Origin of the sequence: Cupriavidus numazuensis (genome assembly GCF_905397435.1) — a bacterium.
Lineage (GTDB): Bacteria > Pseudomonadota > Gammaproteobacteria > Burkholderiales > Burkholderiaceae > Cupriavidus > Cupriavidus numazuensis.
This window is the reverse complement of record NZ_CAJPVI010000079.1, coordinates 15,642-30,936: the sequence shown is the minus strand read 5'-3', so window position 1 is coordinate 30,936 and position 15,295 is coordinate 15,642. Positions and strand designations below refer to the sequence as shown.

The window sequence follows — 15,295 nt, the reverse complement described above, 5'->3', positions numbered from 1 at the left end:
ATGCTCTCTCCCGTGCTGCTCGAACGCCTGCGCGTTTGGTGGCGAGTTGCCCATGCCCAGGGCAAGATGCTCGACGGTGGCTGGTTGTTCCCGGGCCTCAACCCCATCGAGTCGCTCAGCCCCCGGCAACTCAATCGCGCCATCCATGCCGCTGCCCAGGATGCACAGATTGAGAAGCACGTATCCATGCATACGCTGCGACACAGCTTCGCCACCCACCTGCTCGAACAGAAGGTCGATATTCGCGTCATTCAAGTCCTGCTTGGGCATAAGAAGCTGGAGACGACAGCGCTCTATGCCCAAGTCGCGACCGATCTGCTGCGCGAGGTCGTCAGCCCGCTCGAGAACCTGCGTTCCGACTAGAGGTCCCGCCGCCGAGCTCGTTGTGCTCGAGGTCGCGGATATCTTCCGCCTCCACGGGCCGGCCTGGCGACAGACTGCCCGCTTGAGCCTTGGGCAGTTGCAGGTCATGTCCGCCATCGAACAGTGCCGCACCGGGGCACTGGGAGGGCATGTGCTGCGCTGTTCCGGCTGCGCCAAGCTCGAGGTGTCCTATAACTCCTGCCGCAACCGGCATTGCCCCAAGTGTCAGGCCAGCGCGGCACGTCGCTGGCTCGAAGCGCGCAGTGAGGATCTGCTCCCCGTGGAGTACTACCACGTCGTGTTCACGCTGCCAGGACCCATCGGCGCCATTGCCTGGTACAACAAGGCCGTGATCTACGGCCTGTTGTTCGATGTCGCCGCCGACACCCTGCGGACCATCGCCGCCGACCCGAAGCACCTCGGCGCGCAGATTGGCGCCACCCTGGTCCTGCACACCTGGGGATCCGCACTCACACATCATCCCCACGTGCACGGCATCGTCCCCGGCGGCGGCCTGTCACTGGACGGCGAACGCTGGGTGGCTTGCCGCCGCGGCTTCTTCCTGCCGGTGCGCGTGCTCTCCCGCCTGTTCCGACGCCGCTTCCTCGAGGCTCTCCAGGCTGCGCATGACCAGGGGCAGTTGCAGTTCTTCGGCGACTACGCCACGCTCGCCGATCCGGCTGCCTTTGCGCAGTGGCTTGCGCCGCTTCGCACCTCCGAATGGGTCGTGTATGCCAAGCGACCGTTCGCCGGACCCGAGGCGGTGCTAGCTTACCTATCGCGCTACACCCACCGCGTGGCGATCTCCAACCAGCGCCTGCTCGCCCTGGACGAGCGTGGCGTGACCTTCCGCTGGAAGGATTATCGTGCCAAGGGCCGCACCCGCTACAAGACCATGACGCTCGATGCCAGTGAGTTCATGCGGCGCTTCCTGTTGCACGTGCTGCCGCACGGCTTCCACCGCATTCGGCACTATGGGTTGCTTGCCAACCCGGTGCGCCGGGCAAACCTGACCAGGGCGCGTGAGCTCTTGGATGCTGCGCCCGCAGTCACCGCTCCACCTGACGACACCGACCTCGCGATGCCCACACCCTTCATCTGCCGGCACTGTGGCGCACCGATGCTCATCATTGAGGTCATTCCGCGCAGTACCTGTATCCGCGGACCACCACCGAAGCGAGTCATCGCATGAGCCCACACGTCCTACGCATCAAACTCGATCGTCGGCTCTTCGGAGACCGGAGCCGAAAGCGGACAGTCGTGCTCGCTGTCTCACGCCGCCTCATTAAATGCTCGCAGCGTCCCAAGGATTCTGACCAACCACCACCTCGCGTCATGCCTCCGTCCGCTTCACGCCTCGCTTCCTGCGACATCCCTTGGCATTGCTGACCGAGCAAACGCTTGAATCGCCATAGCCCGGCGAACCACATCGCTGCATCCCGCGGTTTCCTCCCCCGAGGATTGTTCGACGCCTGCCCACAGGCGCCACCGCCGCTCACTGTCTTGCAGTCGAGGGCAGGCATCAAACAATCCTTAACACAAGCGGCCAGTCTGGGAGGCTCTCTAAACGGGCGACAATTGCGACTTGAGAGGTCTTAGAGCAGCTAACAGAACCATGTCGACAAGGGATATGACTTCGCTCGGTGTCGTTGGCATTTGCGCAAGCGCGGCATTCAGCCACGAATCGCACGCCGTGGCATCGACAAAAAGCGACCGCCTCGGCAAGCATCGCTGGGTTGTAGAGCGTACGCATGCCTGGCTTGCCGCCTTTGGCAAGCTGCGCATTCATTTCGAACGGTGTCTCGATATCCATATCGCTCTGCTCACGCTCGCCTGCGCGGTCATCAGCTCACGATTCGTTGAGCAGTGTTGTTAGCCACTCTAAATGCAGGAGGCTATTTGCTTCTCAGTCGCTTGGTGGGCCAACAAGTTTTACACTTAGCGCCGGTGGATTTTCAATGACAATCAGCTCGGATGGAACTGGACTGTGACGCTGGGTGGGCACGACGTTCCTCTGCCGGCTGACGGCTGGGTCGAACTCCGCCTGCCCGCTGGAGAGGGCGGGAGCACGACGCGAATCGCCGCGCGGCTTAACGAGGCCGCGCAACTCGAAGCGATCGATTGGGATGTCGATCCCTTATCGCAAGGGCCGCAGAATGTGACGCTGTGCCGATTGATTTTCGAGCATCGGACCGGCAAGTGACGGGATCAAGCGCAGTGCGTAACTGGAGTGGCGATGGAACGACCGGTAGTTCGTAGATTGGCAACAGCCTTGCTGTGCGGCAGCGCGTTGCTCGGCGGTACAGCAGTCATGGCATCGCCCACCTCGGACGAATTCCAGCGATGCGACGCGTTTGCGCAAGCCGTGTTGAAAGCGTGTCGCGACGGCCATGCAGGCAAGGCGGGTGACGCGTGTGGGCGGGAAGCCCACCAAAAGCAGGTCGATTGCTACGCGGTGGTCAACAACCAATACGCGCGCCCGGACCCGGAGCAGGTGGCCGCGCGCCGCAAGGCCGAGAAGCAGGCTGAGGCCGAGGCACTTGCACGAGCGGATGCGGCAGCTAAGGCGTCAGCTTCACCCGCCGTTTCGCAATAGCGGTTATGCGGGAGATGCGCCCCATGCTTACGGAAGGCATATGAAACATTGTCGCGCTCGCCCGGTGGCCGGTATTCGTCACGTCGCCCTTCAGGTTGCTACGTTGCTTGTGGCGTGTGTCGGGCTGGCCTCGCTCGCATCTGCCGCCCCATTGATGCATCCGCGCCGTCTTCAACTGGCGGTCTTCGACCCCCAGGGTGTCGCAGACGGGAGTCAATGTGATCGCGTGACCAACGCGTCTGAAGAGCCGCTGACGCCTGTTGCCACCTTGTCGGAGGCTGACGTCATTGCCTGGGATGCCGCCCCCGCGTTGTGGGCGCTCGATGCTGAACGATTCCCCGTGGAGACAAGCCGCGCTGTCTTAGGCGACCACTGCTTCGTTCTGTCGATCGACGGAAAGCGGCTGGTCAGCGGTGTGATCCTGCCGGTGGACTCAGACACGCTCAGTGGCTACCCGACCATCAATGTGATCGTGCGCAATGGGACGGTAGTGCTTCAGCTCACAACGGGGAACCACCACAACATCCGCCTCATGCTCGGAGAGGAATTGGATGCCGTGCTCGGCAACCAGGCGAACCTCGCTCACCAGGCAGCGCTGATCCGAACCACCGACTCTCCCGCGACACGAGGCAACCGATGATGAAGCCCCGGCTCCTCCTTGCCATAGCGCTAAAGGCACGACGCCTCAGCATGCCTGGCGACTTCGATCCCCTGGTCATGTTGGCCCGTCGCTCGCAATGATGGCGACGGAGCTTGCCTTCACTGCGGGCGGCGCGCTGGCATACCGCACTCAGGGCGCCCAGGGCGAAGCCACTGGTGTGCTCGGGACCATGGACGTGACGCGCCATGCCGTGGCCTATCTTTGGGAGCCTGTGCACTTCGACGGGGAAGTCTGCGTGCGAGATACTTTCTCATTGCTCGAGGCGAATCCTATCCTGCTTGACGTATTCGCCAGGCTGCATGCCGCTGCATTCCTCGCCGAGGCAAAGGATGGCACTGCCGTGCCATACACCGGGGAATACAATCCGGACGGAATCGAATACCTTGAACTCTACTTCACCGCCGAACGGGATGCCGCTACCGGCGCGTTGGTCGAATCCCACCAGTTGTGGCTTCGTGCCGTCGGCTACGAACTGCGCGACGACGTACGGCGCGGTGCTGTCGTCGAGTTCGAGAAAGGCAACCGGATTCCGTGGTCCATCATGTTCATGCCGGTGACCGACCTTTTGAACATTCCGCTGCGGTTCAATCCGGTGGTCTCGGTCGACACAGGTGCTGGCGATCATGGCGCCGCAGCGCCAGTGCTGGTCGCCGCGCCAACGCTAGGGCAGGTCATCCATGGCGTGCTCTGGGAACTCGCTTTCAACGGACCGCCGGAACAACGGAATGACAGCGCCAGGCAAGTGCATAGCGCCGCTGGCTGCTGAACCGCCTCATTTTTTCCCCTCTTTTAGGGGGATGGACAGGTATGCAGATCGTACGAATAGAATTTCCTCGACATTAGAGGGAGCAATCATGCACGGATTCAAATCTGAAGCGCGGCTTCTGTTAACCATCAAGAATCTGTCGCACGTTTTCCTGGGCTGTATTTTTTTGCTGGGTGCGACGGGGGCTGGTGCTCAGGGATGCTTCGGTTCCCTTAACGAGAAGAGATGCCGGGATGTTGAAAAGGCCTCGGAGCAGACACGAAAGGATGAAGAGGCCAGGAAGCAAGAGTATGTAAGAAATGGCGGGAAGCTTCGGGACGCCACCGGACCTACCAAACCCGCCAACACCACTTCAAAATAAATGCGCGAGTGGGAAGGGATGCCCATGATGTTCCGCCATCGAATGCAATGGCCTATGGCCGGACTGCTGGTCCTGGGGCAGGTCAGCGCCCTGGCTTGCATCGACCCGCGCCGCACAGAAGAGCGCCCGGTGCCGCGCTTCCAGCCGCCGCTGGCTGAGTTGGCGGCCCAGCCGACGCCTCTGGAGCAACGTATGCCCGTCGGGGCGGTCTATGCCTATCCGGCTCCCACGGGGACCGTCGCGAGCGTCCGAGTGATCCGGCAAGGCATGAGCGCTCCGCTGGAGGTATTGAATCGGGAGACGGTTGAGCGCTTGGGCTATCCCGCGGCGGAAGGGTCGCCCGCGCGGCAGTGGGTCTATGTGCACGCCGCCAGCTACGGCAAGGCCGAATTGCGCCTGACCGCGCCTGCCGGCGAGCGCTACACGGTGGTGTTGGGCATGATCTATCCGCACGAGCAGCCTGTGGGGGAGCCTCAGCGGCTGGAAGTTGCCGGCAGCGGCGGAGCGCCCAGTTTTGTCGTCGATGCCGACCACAACACCTTGTGGTTGAGCGTGCCTGGACAGGTGGGTGACGGCTGGCGCATGACGTCGGGCGATCAGACCTCCTTTTCGTTGGTCCGCGTGGAACAACTGGCGATGCCGCATGGCGACGACCCCAGGGTCGGGTTGTTCCTGGAAGCCGGGCGATCGGTGAGCAGTGGGGTGATCGAGCTCCAGACGGTGCCGGCGGGCCTGTTTTCGGCCCCCAAGACCTACCGCTTCAAGGTGGATGCGCGGCCCGTGCCGGCGTGCTGAGCGGAGGCCGGCTGCAAGGTGATGAAGATGCAGAAGACGTTGAGCATGGGGCGTGGGCTGGTGTGGATGCTGGCGTGGGGCGTGCTGGCATTCGCCACGGCGCATGCCGACGTGACGCCGCCCCACATCCGGGATGCGTGGACGCGCTTGCGCGATAACCCGCAGACCTACGATCAGGCAGACCAGTTCTGCCGCGGCAAGAAATTGGACGCTACCTGCGAACTGCCGGGCAACCCGCTGCAAGGTGGCGGGCCGGGCGTGTGCCGGTCGTCGGTCAATCTCCGGGGCGAAATCGAGCGTGCCTGCACCCGCACCGCGCGCGTGGAGATCAATAGCGGCGTGCCGCTTGGCGGGTTCGTGGCTAGCCCCGCGTTGTGCAAGCCATACATCGACTGGGTGCAGCGCAACGATCCCTCCGAGCCCGCGCCCTCGCTGCCCTATGGCTGCAAGCCTCCGGCGCAGCCGCTTACGGACCGTTTCTGCCAAGGCAAGGCCGTCGGGGATGCCTGTGCCGTGGAGATGCGGGTGGACGGAAAGCCGGAGCAATATCCGGGCGTCTGCACAAACGAGTGGCAGAGCGAGCGTTTCTATTACATGGGGTCTCGGGAGGCGCTGCGGCAGGTCATGGTTTGCGGGTCGCCGCCGGCGTTCGAGCGCCTGTTCAGTCCGGCTAGCTGGCTGGACAAACTGCGGCAATAAGGGACTTGGTGTGTCGCAATGGCAGGCGATGGCGCTGTCCTGGCTGGTGGAACTGCCGCTGCTGTTGGCTTTCCTGTGGCGCCGGGGCGTGGGACGCGTGTGTCTGTTCGGCCTGCTGGCCACGGGGCTGAGCCACCCGGTAGCATGGCGGGCGGTCAGCTACTTGTCGCCGCACGAATACACGCAGGGGCTGTGGACGATCGAATTGAGTGTGGTGCTGGTGGAGGCATGGGTGCTGCGGCTGGGAGTTACAGGATCATGGCGGCCGGCACTGGCAGTATCGGCGGTGGCCAATCTGGGGTCTTTCATGGCGGGGTGGTTGCTGTGGTGAACCGCTCGCTGGGTGGCTTCGTCGCGCTGGTCACGGTGCTGGCGGCGCTGGCGCCAGGGCCGCTGTATGTGTGCGCGCTGGCGGTGTTCGGGCTGCCTCACGTCATCTGGGAGTTGGGTTTTCTGCGCAGCCGCTATGCCGCCCGCTGGCCTGTGGGCTGGTGGGGGGTGTTGATACTGGTGTTGCTGACGCACGCAGCGCTGCGGGCTCTGGCCTGGCTGGGCGCGGTGTCGCCGGAAGCCCAGCAGGTGCTGGACTTGCTGGCCCTCGCGGTGTTGATGCTGGTGGCGGCTGCGGTGCCCAAGGGCGCGAGTTGGTCAACGCGGTTGGCGGCGCTGCTGGCTGCCGGCGCGGTGTGGGCCGCGCTGGAATGGGGGCGCATCGGTGACGTGCTGCTGGGGCTGGCGCTGCTGCACAACTTCACGCCAGTGGCCTTTGCCTGGGACATGGCCCGCGACGCCCCGCGCTACCGCCCGCAGGCCCAGGTGGCAAGCCTGGCTTTCCTGCTGCCGCTTGGGCTGCTTGCGCTGGGCGCCGTGGGCTGGTGGCCAGCGCCGTTGTCCGGGTGGGGCCTGGGCTGGCTGGACGGGCAGGTGCCAGGTCCTTCCGTTGCCGCCGGCAACGCGTCGCGCGCCGCATGGCTCAGCGCGGCGGTGCTGGCCCAGTGCCTGCACTACTACTACGTGCTGAAGGTGCTGCCCCGAGCCGAGGGGCAGCGCACCGGCCATGCACCGGTGCCGCACTGGCTGTGCGCCTGCACCTTGCTGCTGACCGCTGGCCTGGTTATCTATTTCGTGCAGCGCTTTGGTGGCGCGCGCCAGTTGTATGGCGTGGCGGCGGGCTTCCACGCATGGCTGGAGTGGCCTCTATTATTGCTCGCGTTGTCCCCGCGTCCGTCGCGGGTTGCGGGTCGATCCAATTTGTTATCTATTACCAGATGAATCCGATCATGTTCAGACCTTCTTTTCTTGCCTGCTTGTCCTTCGCGCTGCTCGGCACGGCGCAGGCCGCGGGACCGCGCGTGATTGACGTGCCCGCGGGCAGCTTCGTCGTCGTCAACGGCGTGAATGTCCGCAACGGCAATTACTCCACCACCTTCAGCACGCTGCGGGACGCGGACGATCCCGCGGGCGAGCCCTTCCGCCGTGTCTACAATTCCTTCTCCGACCATCAGAGCGCTTACGGCCTCGGCTGGTCAACAGTGATGGATACCCGGATTACGCTCAGGGATTATGGGGATCTCGGCCTCACCCTAGCGGAGAACGGCGAGGGTGCTGCCACGAAGTACGCCGTGTTGCCTGGTGGGCCTGGCAGCGAGCGCAGCAAGGAAATGGAGAAGCGCCGCAGCGATATCGTGTACGAATACAGCTCCCAACTCCTCGGGCTTTCCCAGCGAAAGGAGCTTATCAAAACGGACTTCTACAAAGATGCGGTGAAGCGAGGCGAACTGACGCCGATCAGTGAGAGCGCGTTACGCGATCCGGCTTATCCATCGATGGCGCCGGTGATTCCCGACGGCGCGGTGTTTGTTGCCCAAGGCACGTTCGAGGGCGATGCCTGCCGCGAGAAGAGCCGCATCGTGCGCCAGGGTAACAACCTGATCCGCATCTATCCGCAAGGCTGCGGTATCTCCCGGGAAACCTATACGCTCAACGGCGTGTGCATCCGCGTAGACGGCCAGGCTGGCGATGCCATGACGACAACGAACGATCCCGCTACGGGGCTTGTAGCTTCCGTTCGGGACGAAAAGGGCGGGATGATCCGATTCCAGTACGACGCGAAAGGGCGGCTGGTGCGCGAGTCCAATCCCAAGGGGAACGCGTATGGCTTCGAATATGACGAACGCGACAACATGACGGCCATTATCTATATCGATGACTCCAGGAGTCGGATGGCGTACGACGACAAGAGCCGGGTGATATTGTCGGCCCCGCGCAACCGCCCGGTTGCAACCTTCGAGTACCGTAAGGACCCCGACAACCCCGGCATCTCGATCACGCATGTCAAGCTGACTCAGGGCAATCAGACGCAGGAGATCGACTACCGCTTGCACTGACGTAGCCAGGTCAAATAGGCAGGCGCACCCCACGTGGGCCATTGCGGCGAGGAAGACTCTGTTGTGTTCGGCGTCGGGTCGCTCCCGGTCGCTCTGCGCCTTTCGTCACAGGCGCTGCGCCTGTCTATCGGCGATAGTGGCAGCGATTCGGTCACAGGTCCGATTGCTGGTGAGCCCAAGCATGTGACTCACGTCGTCGCGCGCGCGGCCGGCTAGCAGTTGCCGGCGGCAGAACGTATTGCGTAGCGTGCGCGGACTCATCTCGACGTTCGTCTGGCCGATGGCTTCCAGCGCGGCTGTCACAAGACGGCCAAAGCTCATGTCGGTGATCGGCCGTCCGTCCGGCAGCAGGGTGAAGAGCAAGTCGCCGTGGATCGGCAGCGTCTGGCGCCTCGCCAGCCATTCGCGCAAGAGCGGCACCGCAAAGGCTGCAAGATGGACAGTGCGCGCGTCACGCGGCCCGTGCGCCCGTACGAAGAGGTAGGGCGGAGACCCATCGGGGTGGAGATCCCCCACGCGGGCCGACCGCGCCTCCGCCGCGGTGACGCCGGTTGCGAGAAACGTGGCCACAATGGCGCGACTACGCAAGATGGTCAGGTCCTCGGCAGGTGCGCGTAGATACGCCTGCAGCTGCCGATCGACAGCGGCGTCGAGGTATTGCGGCTCGGGCTCACCGTCCGGCCAGCGAACGGCAGCGAGAAGGCTTGCCGCCGGATTGTCCCGGCGCACACCGGCGAAGACGAGCTGTCGGCACAGCCGATCCAGAAGCTTCACGTAGCGCACACGGGTGGTCTGCGTGTGGTCCCGCGCGTTGGCCGTTCGCCAGAACGCCTCGATATCGTCGGCGCCGAAGTTCGCAACAGTCGTGCCCCTGGCCACGAGGTGCCGTCGGAAGTGCTCGAACATTGCCTGGTGCTGGACGATGGAGCGGGCCGAGAAAGGGCGCCTGTCTGCACCGGCGGCTTCGCGGGCCTGCCAGTCACGGTAGGCGAGGGTGGGGTTCGATAGCCAGAGTTCGTCCATATCAACCATGACCTCAGTTATATACTGAATTTGGCTTCCCGCACACCTATGCCGCCTCGCCGAGGCGGATGTCGCCTGCAAAAGGCAGGTCAGAAGAGGGGGCGTCCATGCCGGTCACGTCGGGCCGCGACACACGCACGCATCCGCGCATATCGCGGGTAGAGCTGCCGTCCAGCACCGTTGCCCACGAGGTGCTGGGGCGCACGCTGGACGAGTTGCCGCCACAGACGCCGCGCCTGCTGACGCTGTTGCGCGACTGGGTGGCGGCCGAGTGTGTGGCGGCCGAGTGGCGCGACTCAGGCATCTTGGCCAAAACCCGCTGGCCTTTGTGTTGCACTATCCAAACTTCGATCGGGAACCGGGCGCGGGATGACATCCGTCCTGTCAGACTTGCTCGTTCTTGTTCACGCTTGAACAAAGCTGACTTCCTGCTTCACTGAGCGATACCTTCGGCCGCGTCGTGCGGTCTTTTCGATCCGGAAGCCGAACAGAGTTGGGGGGCGGGACATGGCCTACAACAAGCCCATCTCGCGATCCCTCTCGATCGAAGAAAAGGTTAGGTCCCTTTGGTAGCGGCATTGCGCGCCGAGACATCGAAGTGTTCCGACGCCCGGTCAGAATCCACCGCATATGAATGGGTGGCGAGCATTAACGCCACGACTGCGGCATATGCGAACAGCCTGGCAAGCGCCTAGATTATTTCATCTGCATTCCTGGGCGGAGATCGAGCGAGCCTTCGCCGGTGACTACGACAGTGTGAACTACCATCTTGCTGATTGGTGGCGACTGCAGCAATTCCCACCTAGGTCGGGATGAGAAAGACCCACCGCGCGCCGCCCCGCTTTGAGGCTCCCCCAGATGTCCTGATGTCTTTGCCGGCGTGAGGTCGCCCCCCAGTAGGTGCGACCTGCTGGCGCGCCCAAAGAGGCAGGGCAGCGCCCTGCTCGAAACCCAATGGACGTGACAGCTGCTGGCCAGCTACTCCGGCGCCTCCGCCGTCAATGCCACGGAGTGCTTAGGTATGACTCGGCCATGGTTTTGCAGACGGTCTTTGTGACGCACGACCGATCGGTCGAGCTTATCAGTCAATTCGTCGATTGCCGCGTACAGATCCTGATGGTGTGCCTGGACGAAGATATCCTTGCCCTTCACACGGACATTGACCTCAGCGTATTGCCTGCGATCCTTTTCTTTCTGGTTATCTACACTCAACAACACTGTGACGTCGATCACTTGGTCGAAGTGCCGGACGACGCGGGACAGTTTGTCTACCACATACTGATGCAGCGGTGGCGTGATATCCAGGTGATGGCCACGAATTTTAAAGTTCAAGGCAGTTCTCCCATAAATTGGCTTGCATGTGGCGGACAGTGCAAACCGGTCGTCGGATGAGGCATCGTCTTAGAGGAACTTTGGTTCATTGTGCACCTGCCAACCAATGAAATTCATACCCTGCTTTTGTAGGGGTAAAAATCCAGAGATAAGGGCTTTGGAATCAATCGCTCCGGGCGCGAACCACCCGGCCGCCGGACACGATTCCGTCGCTGCATCAGGCGATACGATGGATTCGGCCCATAACTTGTGGGTAAAGCTAAGGGCGTAGCCAGCGGGGCATTTCTGGTATGGTCGGCGTTGTCGTTCTTGGCATGCAAAGGTGTTTCGCCGGCGTAGCCTCCCTGAAGGACGGGGCTTGACGCGCCTCCTGTCAAAGAATCACCTGCGCCTTTCGAAGTTCGCGGAGCAGATCCGCATATTCGGGGAAGATGGCTCGTGAGAAGAAGACGTAGTCAGAGTTATCGTCCTCATGAAATGTCAGCCAGCAGACGCCCAGGTGCGCAATCGACTCGCACTGATGTCTGCTGCAAAGCTGAGCGTATCCATCTTGGGTGAAGTCTCTGAAGACGGACTTGTCCGCGCCACCGAGTTCGCTCTGACGAACCCAGCCACGAGCGCCGAGCCGTCCAACGAAGTTGATGAATCGCATGTGATCGTCAAAGAACGACTCGAAGGCATTGTGCTCGTCGTTGTCCATCATGGTTGACACGATCAAGTTGGAATCATGACATCGCAATCGGCACTCGCGCTGGGAGCCGAACCCCTACTCTGGTAGGAGGACATGCCTCTCGCAACGTTTCACGATGGGCTGTTGTGTGGTTTGGATTCCGTTCAGCGCCAGGCCTGCAGGTGACGTATACGGTCAAGCTACCGTTGCCCAGCCGAAGTCAGTCGCGCAAGCTTCCCGACAGAATGAAGCGGAGATGTAGACTCGTAGTCGGCACGCGTCGGGGATTCTGTACCCCTCTCGTGTGCTCAACGGCTCGAATGGGAACTTCGCACGGTCCCGCCAAGCAAGGACCTGGCGCACTGCGGGACTGCCTGGCCTCTTGCAAAATTGCCTGAGAGCAACTTGCGGTCGCGCCGATACTCTGCCCAGAACGCTTCAGTTCGCTCTGAGATCACGAAGTCGCTTTGCGCCACCACCGCCAATGATCTTGAAAGCATCAACTGAACATCGCTTTCGTTGGTTGGCAGGAGCCAACGAGAAAACTGCTGCATCGCAGCGGGTGTGCGTGGGCTCGCGCTGTCCCGGCAACAGCGGAGAATCTAAGCAGGAGCCCGAAGTATTAACAGTGGCACCGCTCCGACTGTTGTGCGTAATCGTCAGGATGCCCCCAACCTTCCAGTGGGCCGATTTGTGCAACAACGCCATACAGTTTCCCCCGAGCATAGGGAGCCACTAGCTGCGGGACGCAGGCCACGGAGTCTTGGTTCAATCAATGCGTGGATTTTTGCAATACGTGAATTTCCCATCAGGTGGGGAGTCGTGGCGCGCGATTCTGTGGCGGCATATGGATATAGGATGGGGATTTTGATATCGTATTAAGGAAATTTCTTACCCGATCGTAGACGAAGGAGGGACATTGAAAAGAGAAAGTTGGAAACTGCTCGCAGAATATAATTCTTGGATGAATGAAAAGCTCTATGAGGCATGTGAAAGCCTAACGAATGAGGAGCTTTGGGAGAATCGTAGGGCTTTTTTTGGGTCAATTATTGGGACACTGAATCATATCGCTGTAGCTGATACCATTTGGTTGAAGCGTTTCAGGTCAAACTTTCCCTTCTGCGCGACCCTGGAGCCATTGGATAGAATTCTACAACCTGAGCGGCTTGATCAGACTCTGTTTGAAGGATTTCAGGGTCTCACCCAGTACCGGAAGAATCTTGATCATTTGATCTCAACTTGGGTGGACGGTATCGGCGAAGATGATCTCGTTAGCATCGTAAGATACAAGAACATGAGGGGTATCGAAAGCTCCCGTAAGTTGGCTTCGCTATTACTTCATTTCTTTAATCATCAGACACATCATCGAGGGCAGGTGAGTAATTTGTTGTATCAGGTAGGCATCGATATCGGAGTGACTGATCTGCTGGCGTTGACACCGGAGGAAGATTAATCGAGGTCTATCTATTCAAAAGTTGTTAATCCCCACGTCAACTGTTTGCGCGATCCGACTCAGGCATTTGAAGAAATTCAAGGTTAGCCTCGGATGCCTCAGGGATATTTCTGAAGCCGCGAAGATTGGAGCGGCACAATTTTGACGTGTTGCGATGGCCAGCGGCAGCGCAATCGATGCCGCTCGGTTATGTCTTTCCATGGCTATGCACTAGCAAGACTTCGCTGTGGTCGTCATCACACCGCAGATAACCCGCTTGAGGCGTTGGCCCGACAATCCTATTTTGGGTTGCCTGAGAGCAAAATAATCAGGCCCTGAACAGCTTTCGCATAGGGCTCGGGCGAATTGGCGGCCCGGGCGAGGACATAGCCACCTTGCCGAACCGCAACTACTGTCGTCGCCAATACGTCAGCGTCCATGTTGGAGGGCAGACTCCCGCTTGCCTGCGCTTGCGCGAGGAGGGCTGCAAGGCGTGCGGTGATCCAGGTGAACGCGTCTTCGAGAGGTTTTCGAAGGGCGTCGTCTGCGACGATTTCGGGATCGTAGGTTAGGCGGCCGATTCGACAACCTTTGAGGATGTCACGCTCAAGCCTGAGATAGGCGAGGATCCGCTCCAAAGGATCTCCGGGGCCGTCGAGAAGATGTCCTACCTCATCAATCAATTCGGCCGCAGAGCGCTCCTCGGCAGCTTGGGCAAGCGCGGCCTTTGAGCGGAAGTGGTGATACATGCTGCCCTGGCCCACCCCGGCACGGTCCTGAATTGCGCGGGGGCTCATGCCCACATAGCCGCGCTCCCAAAGCAGTGCTTGGGCACTTTCAATCAGTTGTTCAAGCGAAGTCGTCATGTACGTATTGTACCAACTGTTATGTTCTTGTAGACTCTGTCCATACTAGTTGGTACAGAATGAGTTCTCGCATGGTTATGAATAAATTGTTTGCGCCGAAAAGAGCACTTGCACAGCCGCCTGCTCTAAACCCAAATCACCGATGGATCATCTTGGCGATAGGTGCGGTGGCACAAGCCAGCTTTGCAGCGGCATTCGCCGGCTTACCTGTTACCGGCGTGCTGATGCGGGGCGTCTATCAGATGAATACAGCGCAACTTGGATTCGTGATGGGTTGCATGTATCTCGGCATCACGTTCTCGGAGTTGCTGTGGGGTATGCTGACCGACCTGTGGGGCGACAGAAGGATCTTGCTGGCAGGGCTGACGTTGACAGGTGCGGCGCTGATGGTCCTGGCTTTGTGTGTGGTGCCTCATGACGGCCACATCCCTCACTATCTGGTTCTTGGGGGAGGTCTGGTGTTGGTCGGGGTGATGGGTGGGAGCGTCAATTCGTCCTCGGGGCGTGCGGTGATGGGCTGGTTCAATGACGGCAGGCGCGGACTGGCGATGAGCATCCGGCAGACAGCGGTGCCGGTGGGCGGGGCCATCGGCGCCGCGTTGTTGCCGTGGTTGTCCACTCGTTATGGATTCCGAGCCGTATTCGGTGTTCCCTCGCTCTTGTGCTTTGCCAGTGCACTCTTGGCATGGCGATGGCTACACGAGCCAGGTCAAGCGCGCGGGCCTGGCTCGTGCGTCCAATTTTCTTTAGGACAGTCCCCCTTGGCACGGCTTGATATGTGGCGCGTCGCAATCGCAAGCGCGTTGCTGACCGCGCCGCAGCTTGCCGTGCTGACCTTTGGGGGCGTGTTCCTGCATGACCATAAAGCGGCCAGCCTTGCCACAATCGCTGGGGTAATCATCGTCGTGCAGGTGGTTGGCTCGATCGCGCGTATTTACGCGGGCCGCCGTTCTGACAAAGGAATGAGCCGACGAGCACTTGTCCGCGGAATCGGCATGCTGGCTGCCACCGCATGTGCCTGTCTTGCACTCCTTGCGGATGGGGCGCTCGTTTTGGTGATTGTCCTGATCTGCATTATTGGCGTGGCGGCAAACGCCTGGCACGGCGTCGCTTACACCGAGATCGCCGTTATGGCGGGGGCCGAGCGAGCGGGCACGGCACTTGGTCTTATTGGCATGACAATCTTTGCAGCTGCGTTCTTGACGCCGACACTCATCCCGGTAGTACTCGGCGCGGGATCCTGGGGGCTAGTCTGGGGGCTGATCTCCTTGACCACGTTGGCCGCAGTCGTGATAGCGCCGCGCCCAGAGCCGCACGGATGAAAGCAAAGTACTTTCATGTCTG

18 protein-coding genes and 1 pseudogene are annotated in these 15,295 nt (G+C 61.1%); 14 read left to right on the top strand and 5 right to left on the bottom strand.

Going from position 1 to position 15,295, the window contains the following annotated elements; all coding sequences use genetic code 11:
• The 12 genes and pseudogenes from KHO41_RS37130 to KHO41_RS37075 all read left to right on the top strand — a co-directional run.
• On the top strand, nucleotides 1-363 hold a 363-nt coding region (locus tag KHO41_RS37130; RefSeq protein ID WP_211958218.1), incomplete at its 5' end, for a tyrosine-type recombinase/integrase.
• Nucleotides 364-385: 22 nt separating this feature from the next.
• Complete coding sequence (locus KHO41_RS37125) at nucleotides 386-1,555, top strand: IS91 family transposase (protein ID WP_211958217.1); 1,170 nt, start codon at nucleotides 386-388, stop codon at nucleotides 1,553-1,555.
• 422 nt (nucleotides 1,556-1,977) lie between these two features.
• Nucleotides 1,978-2,239, top strand: a pseudogene (locus tag KHO41_RS37120) (transposase); the annotation flags it as partial.
• A gap of 111 nt (nucleotides 2,240-2,350) precedes the next feature.
• The gene (locus KHO41_RS37115; RefSeq protein ID WP_211958216.1) at nucleotides 2,351-2,566 is read left to right on the top strand and encodes a hypothetical protein; all 216 of its coding nucleotides are present in this window, start codon (nucleotides 2,351-2,353) and stop codon (nucleotides 2,564-2,566) included.
• A gap of 33 nt (nucleotides 2,567-2,599) precedes the next feature.
• The gene (locus KHO41_RS37110; protein WP_211958215.1) at nucleotides 2,600-2,959 is read left to right on the top strand and encodes a hypothetical protein; all 360 of its coding nucleotides are present in this window, start codon (nucleotides 2,600-2,602) and stop codon (nucleotides 2,957-2,959) included.
• A gap of 40 nt (nucleotides 2,960-2,999) precedes the next feature.
• Nucleotides 3,000-3,599, top strand: a complete 600-nt coding sequence (locus tag KHO41_RS37105; protein ID WP_211958214.1) for a hypothetical protein — start codon at nucleotides 3,000-3,002, stop codon at nucleotides 3,597-3,599.
• Nucleotides 3,600-3,696: 97 nt separating this feature from the next.
• Entirely contained in the window at nucleotides 3,697-4,386 is a 690-nt protein-coding gene (locus KHO41_RS37100) for a hypothetical protein (protein WP_211958213.1), read from the top strand.
• A gap of 415 nt (nucleotides 4,387-4,801) precedes the next feature.
• Nucleotides 4,802-5,542, top strand: a complete 741-nt coding sequence (locus KHO41_RS37095) for a hypothetical protein (protein WP_211958212.1) — start codon at nucleotides 4,802-4,804, stop codon at nucleotides 5,540-5,542.
• A gap of 27 nt (nucleotides 5,543-5,569) precedes the next feature.
• Nucleotides 5,570-6,241: a hypothetical protein gene (locus KHO41_RS37090; RefSeq protein WP_211958211.1), complete on the top strand. Its 672-nt coding sequence runs from the start codon at nucleotides 5,570-5,572 to the stop codon at nucleotides 6,239-6,241.
• Between the two features lie 10 nt (nucleotides 6,242-6,251).
• Nucleotides 6,252-6,572, top strand: coding sequence for a hypothetical protein (locus KHO41_RS37085; RefSeq protein WP_211958210.1), 321 nt, complete (start codon nucleotides 6,252-6,254; stop codon nucleotides 6,570-6,572).
• Nucleotides 6,569-7,513 (top strand): hypothetical protein, encoded by a 945-nt coding sequence (locus KHO41_RS37080; protein ID WP_211958209.1) that lies wholly within the window; start codon nucleotides 6,569-6,571, stop codon nucleotides 7,511-7,513. Before KHO41_RS37085 ends, KHO41_RS37080 begins: the two co-directional genes overlap by 4 nt.
• 8 nt (nucleotides 7,514-7,521) lie before the next feature.
• Nucleotides 7,522-8,628, top strand: coding sequence for an RHS repeat domain-containing protein (locus KHO41_RS37075; protein WP_211958208.1), 1,107 nt, complete (start codon nucleotides 7,522-7,524; stop codon nucleotides 8,626-8,628).
• Between the two features lie 105 nt (nucleotides 8,629-8,733).
• Here the strand turns inward: KHO41_RS37075 and KHO41_RS37070 are convergent, their stop codons facing one another.
• From KHO41_RS37070 to KHO41_RS37055, 4 genes are all read right to left on the bottom strand, one after another.
• Nucleotides 8,734-9,651, bottom strand: a complete 918-nt coding sequence (locus tag KHO41_RS37070) for a tyrosine-type recombinase/integrase (protein ID WP_244874205.1) — start codon at nucleotides 9,649-9,651, stop codon at nucleotides 8,734-8,736.
• A 46-nt stretch (nucleotides 9,652-9,697) separates the two neighbouring features.
• Nucleotides 9,698-9,964 (bottom strand): hypothetical protein, encoded by a 267-nt coding sequence (locus tag KHO41_RS37065; RefSeq protein ID WP_211958206.1) that lies wholly within the window; start codon nucleotides 9,962-9,964, stop codon nucleotides 9,698-9,700.
• 665 nt (nucleotides 9,965-10,629) lie between these two features.
• The gene (gene hpf, locus KHO41_RS37060) at nucleotides 10,630-10,983 is read right to left on the bottom strand and encodes a ribosome hibernation-promoting factor, HPF/YfiA family (RefSeq protein ID WP_211958205.1); all 354 of its coding nucleotides are present in this window, start codon (nucleotides 10,981-10,983) and stop codon (nucleotides 10,630-10,632) included.
• A gap of 373 nt (nucleotides 10,984-11,356) precedes the next feature.
• Complete coding sequence (locus KHO41_RS37055; protein WP_211958204.1) at nucleotides 11,357-11,686, bottom strand: hypothetical protein; 330 nt, start codon at nucleotides 11,684-11,686, stop codon at nucleotides 11,357-11,359.
• Between the two features lie 886 nt (nucleotides 11,687-12,572).
• Between KHO41_RS37055 and KHO41_RS37050 the strand changes: the two genes are divergently transcribed.
• Entirely contained in the window at nucleotides 12,573-13,106 is a 534-nt protein-coding gene (locus tag KHO41_RS37050; protein WP_211958203.1) for a DinB family protein, read from the top strand.
• Nucleotides 13,107-13,384: 278 nt separating this feature from the next.
• On the opposite strand, the gene KHO41_RS37045 is transcribed toward KHO41_RS37050, so the two are convergent.
• Nucleotides 13,385-13,951, bottom strand: a complete 567-nt coding sequence (locus KHO41_RS37045) for a TetR/AcrR family transcriptional regulator (protein ID WP_211958202.1) — start codon at nucleotides 13,949-13,951, stop codon at nucleotides 13,385-13,387.
• 71 nt (nucleotides 13,952-14,022) lie between these two features.
• Here KHO41_RS37045 and KHO41_RS37040 point away from each other — a divergent pair, with 71 nt between their 5' ends.
• Nucleotides 14,023-15,273 (top strand): MFS transporter, encoded by a 1,251-nt coding sequence (locus KHO41_RS37040; RefSeq protein WP_244874203.1) that lies wholly within the window; start codon nucleotides 14,023-14,025, stop codon nucleotides 15,271-15,273.
• Nucleotides 15,274-15,295 lie beyond the last annotated feature (22 nt).

Bases quoted from the DNA above. Each gene is read 5' to 3' on its own strand.
- KHO41_RS37110 (WP_211958215.1), top strand. From the start codon at position 2,600: ATGGAACGACCGGTAGTTCGTAGATTGGCAACAGCCTTGCTGTGCGGC.
- KHO41_RS37105 (WP_211958214.1), top strand. From the start codon at position 3,000: ATGAAACATTGTCGCGCTCGCCCGGTGGCCGGTATTCGTCACGTCGCC.
- KHO41_RS37100 (WP_211958213.1), top strand. From the start codon at position 3,697: ATGATGGCGACGGAGCTTGCCTTCACTGCGGGCGGCGCGCTGGCATAC.
- KHO41_RS37095 (WP_211958212.1), top strand. From the start codon at position 4,802: ATGGCCGGACTGCTGGTCCTGGGGCAGGTCAGCGCCCTGGCTTGCATC.
- KHO41_RS37090 (WP_211958211.1), top strand. From the start codon at position 5,570: ATGCAGAAGACGTTGAGCATGGGGCGTGGGCTGGTGTGGATGCTGGCG.
- KHO41_RS37075 (WP_211958208.1), top strand. From the start codon at position 7,522: ATGTTCAGACCTTCTTTTCTTGCCTGCTTGTCCTTCGCGCTGCTCGGC.
- KHO41_RS37070 (WP_244874205.1), bottom strand. From the start codon at position 9,651: ATGGACGAACTCTGGCTATCGAACCCCACCCTCGCCTACCGTGACTGG.
- KHO41_RS37055 (WP_211958204.1), bottom strand. From the start codon at position 11,686: ATGATGGACAACGACGAGCACAATGCCTTCGAGTCGTTCTTTGACGAT.
- KHO41_RS37045 (WP_211958202.1), bottom strand. From the start codon at position 13,951: ATGACGACTTCGCTTGAACAACTGATTGAAAGTGCCCAAGCACTGCTT.
- KHO41_RS37040 (WP_244874203.1), top strand. From the start codon at position 14,023: ATGGTTATGAATAAATTGTTTGCGCCGAAAAGAGCACTTGCACAGCCG.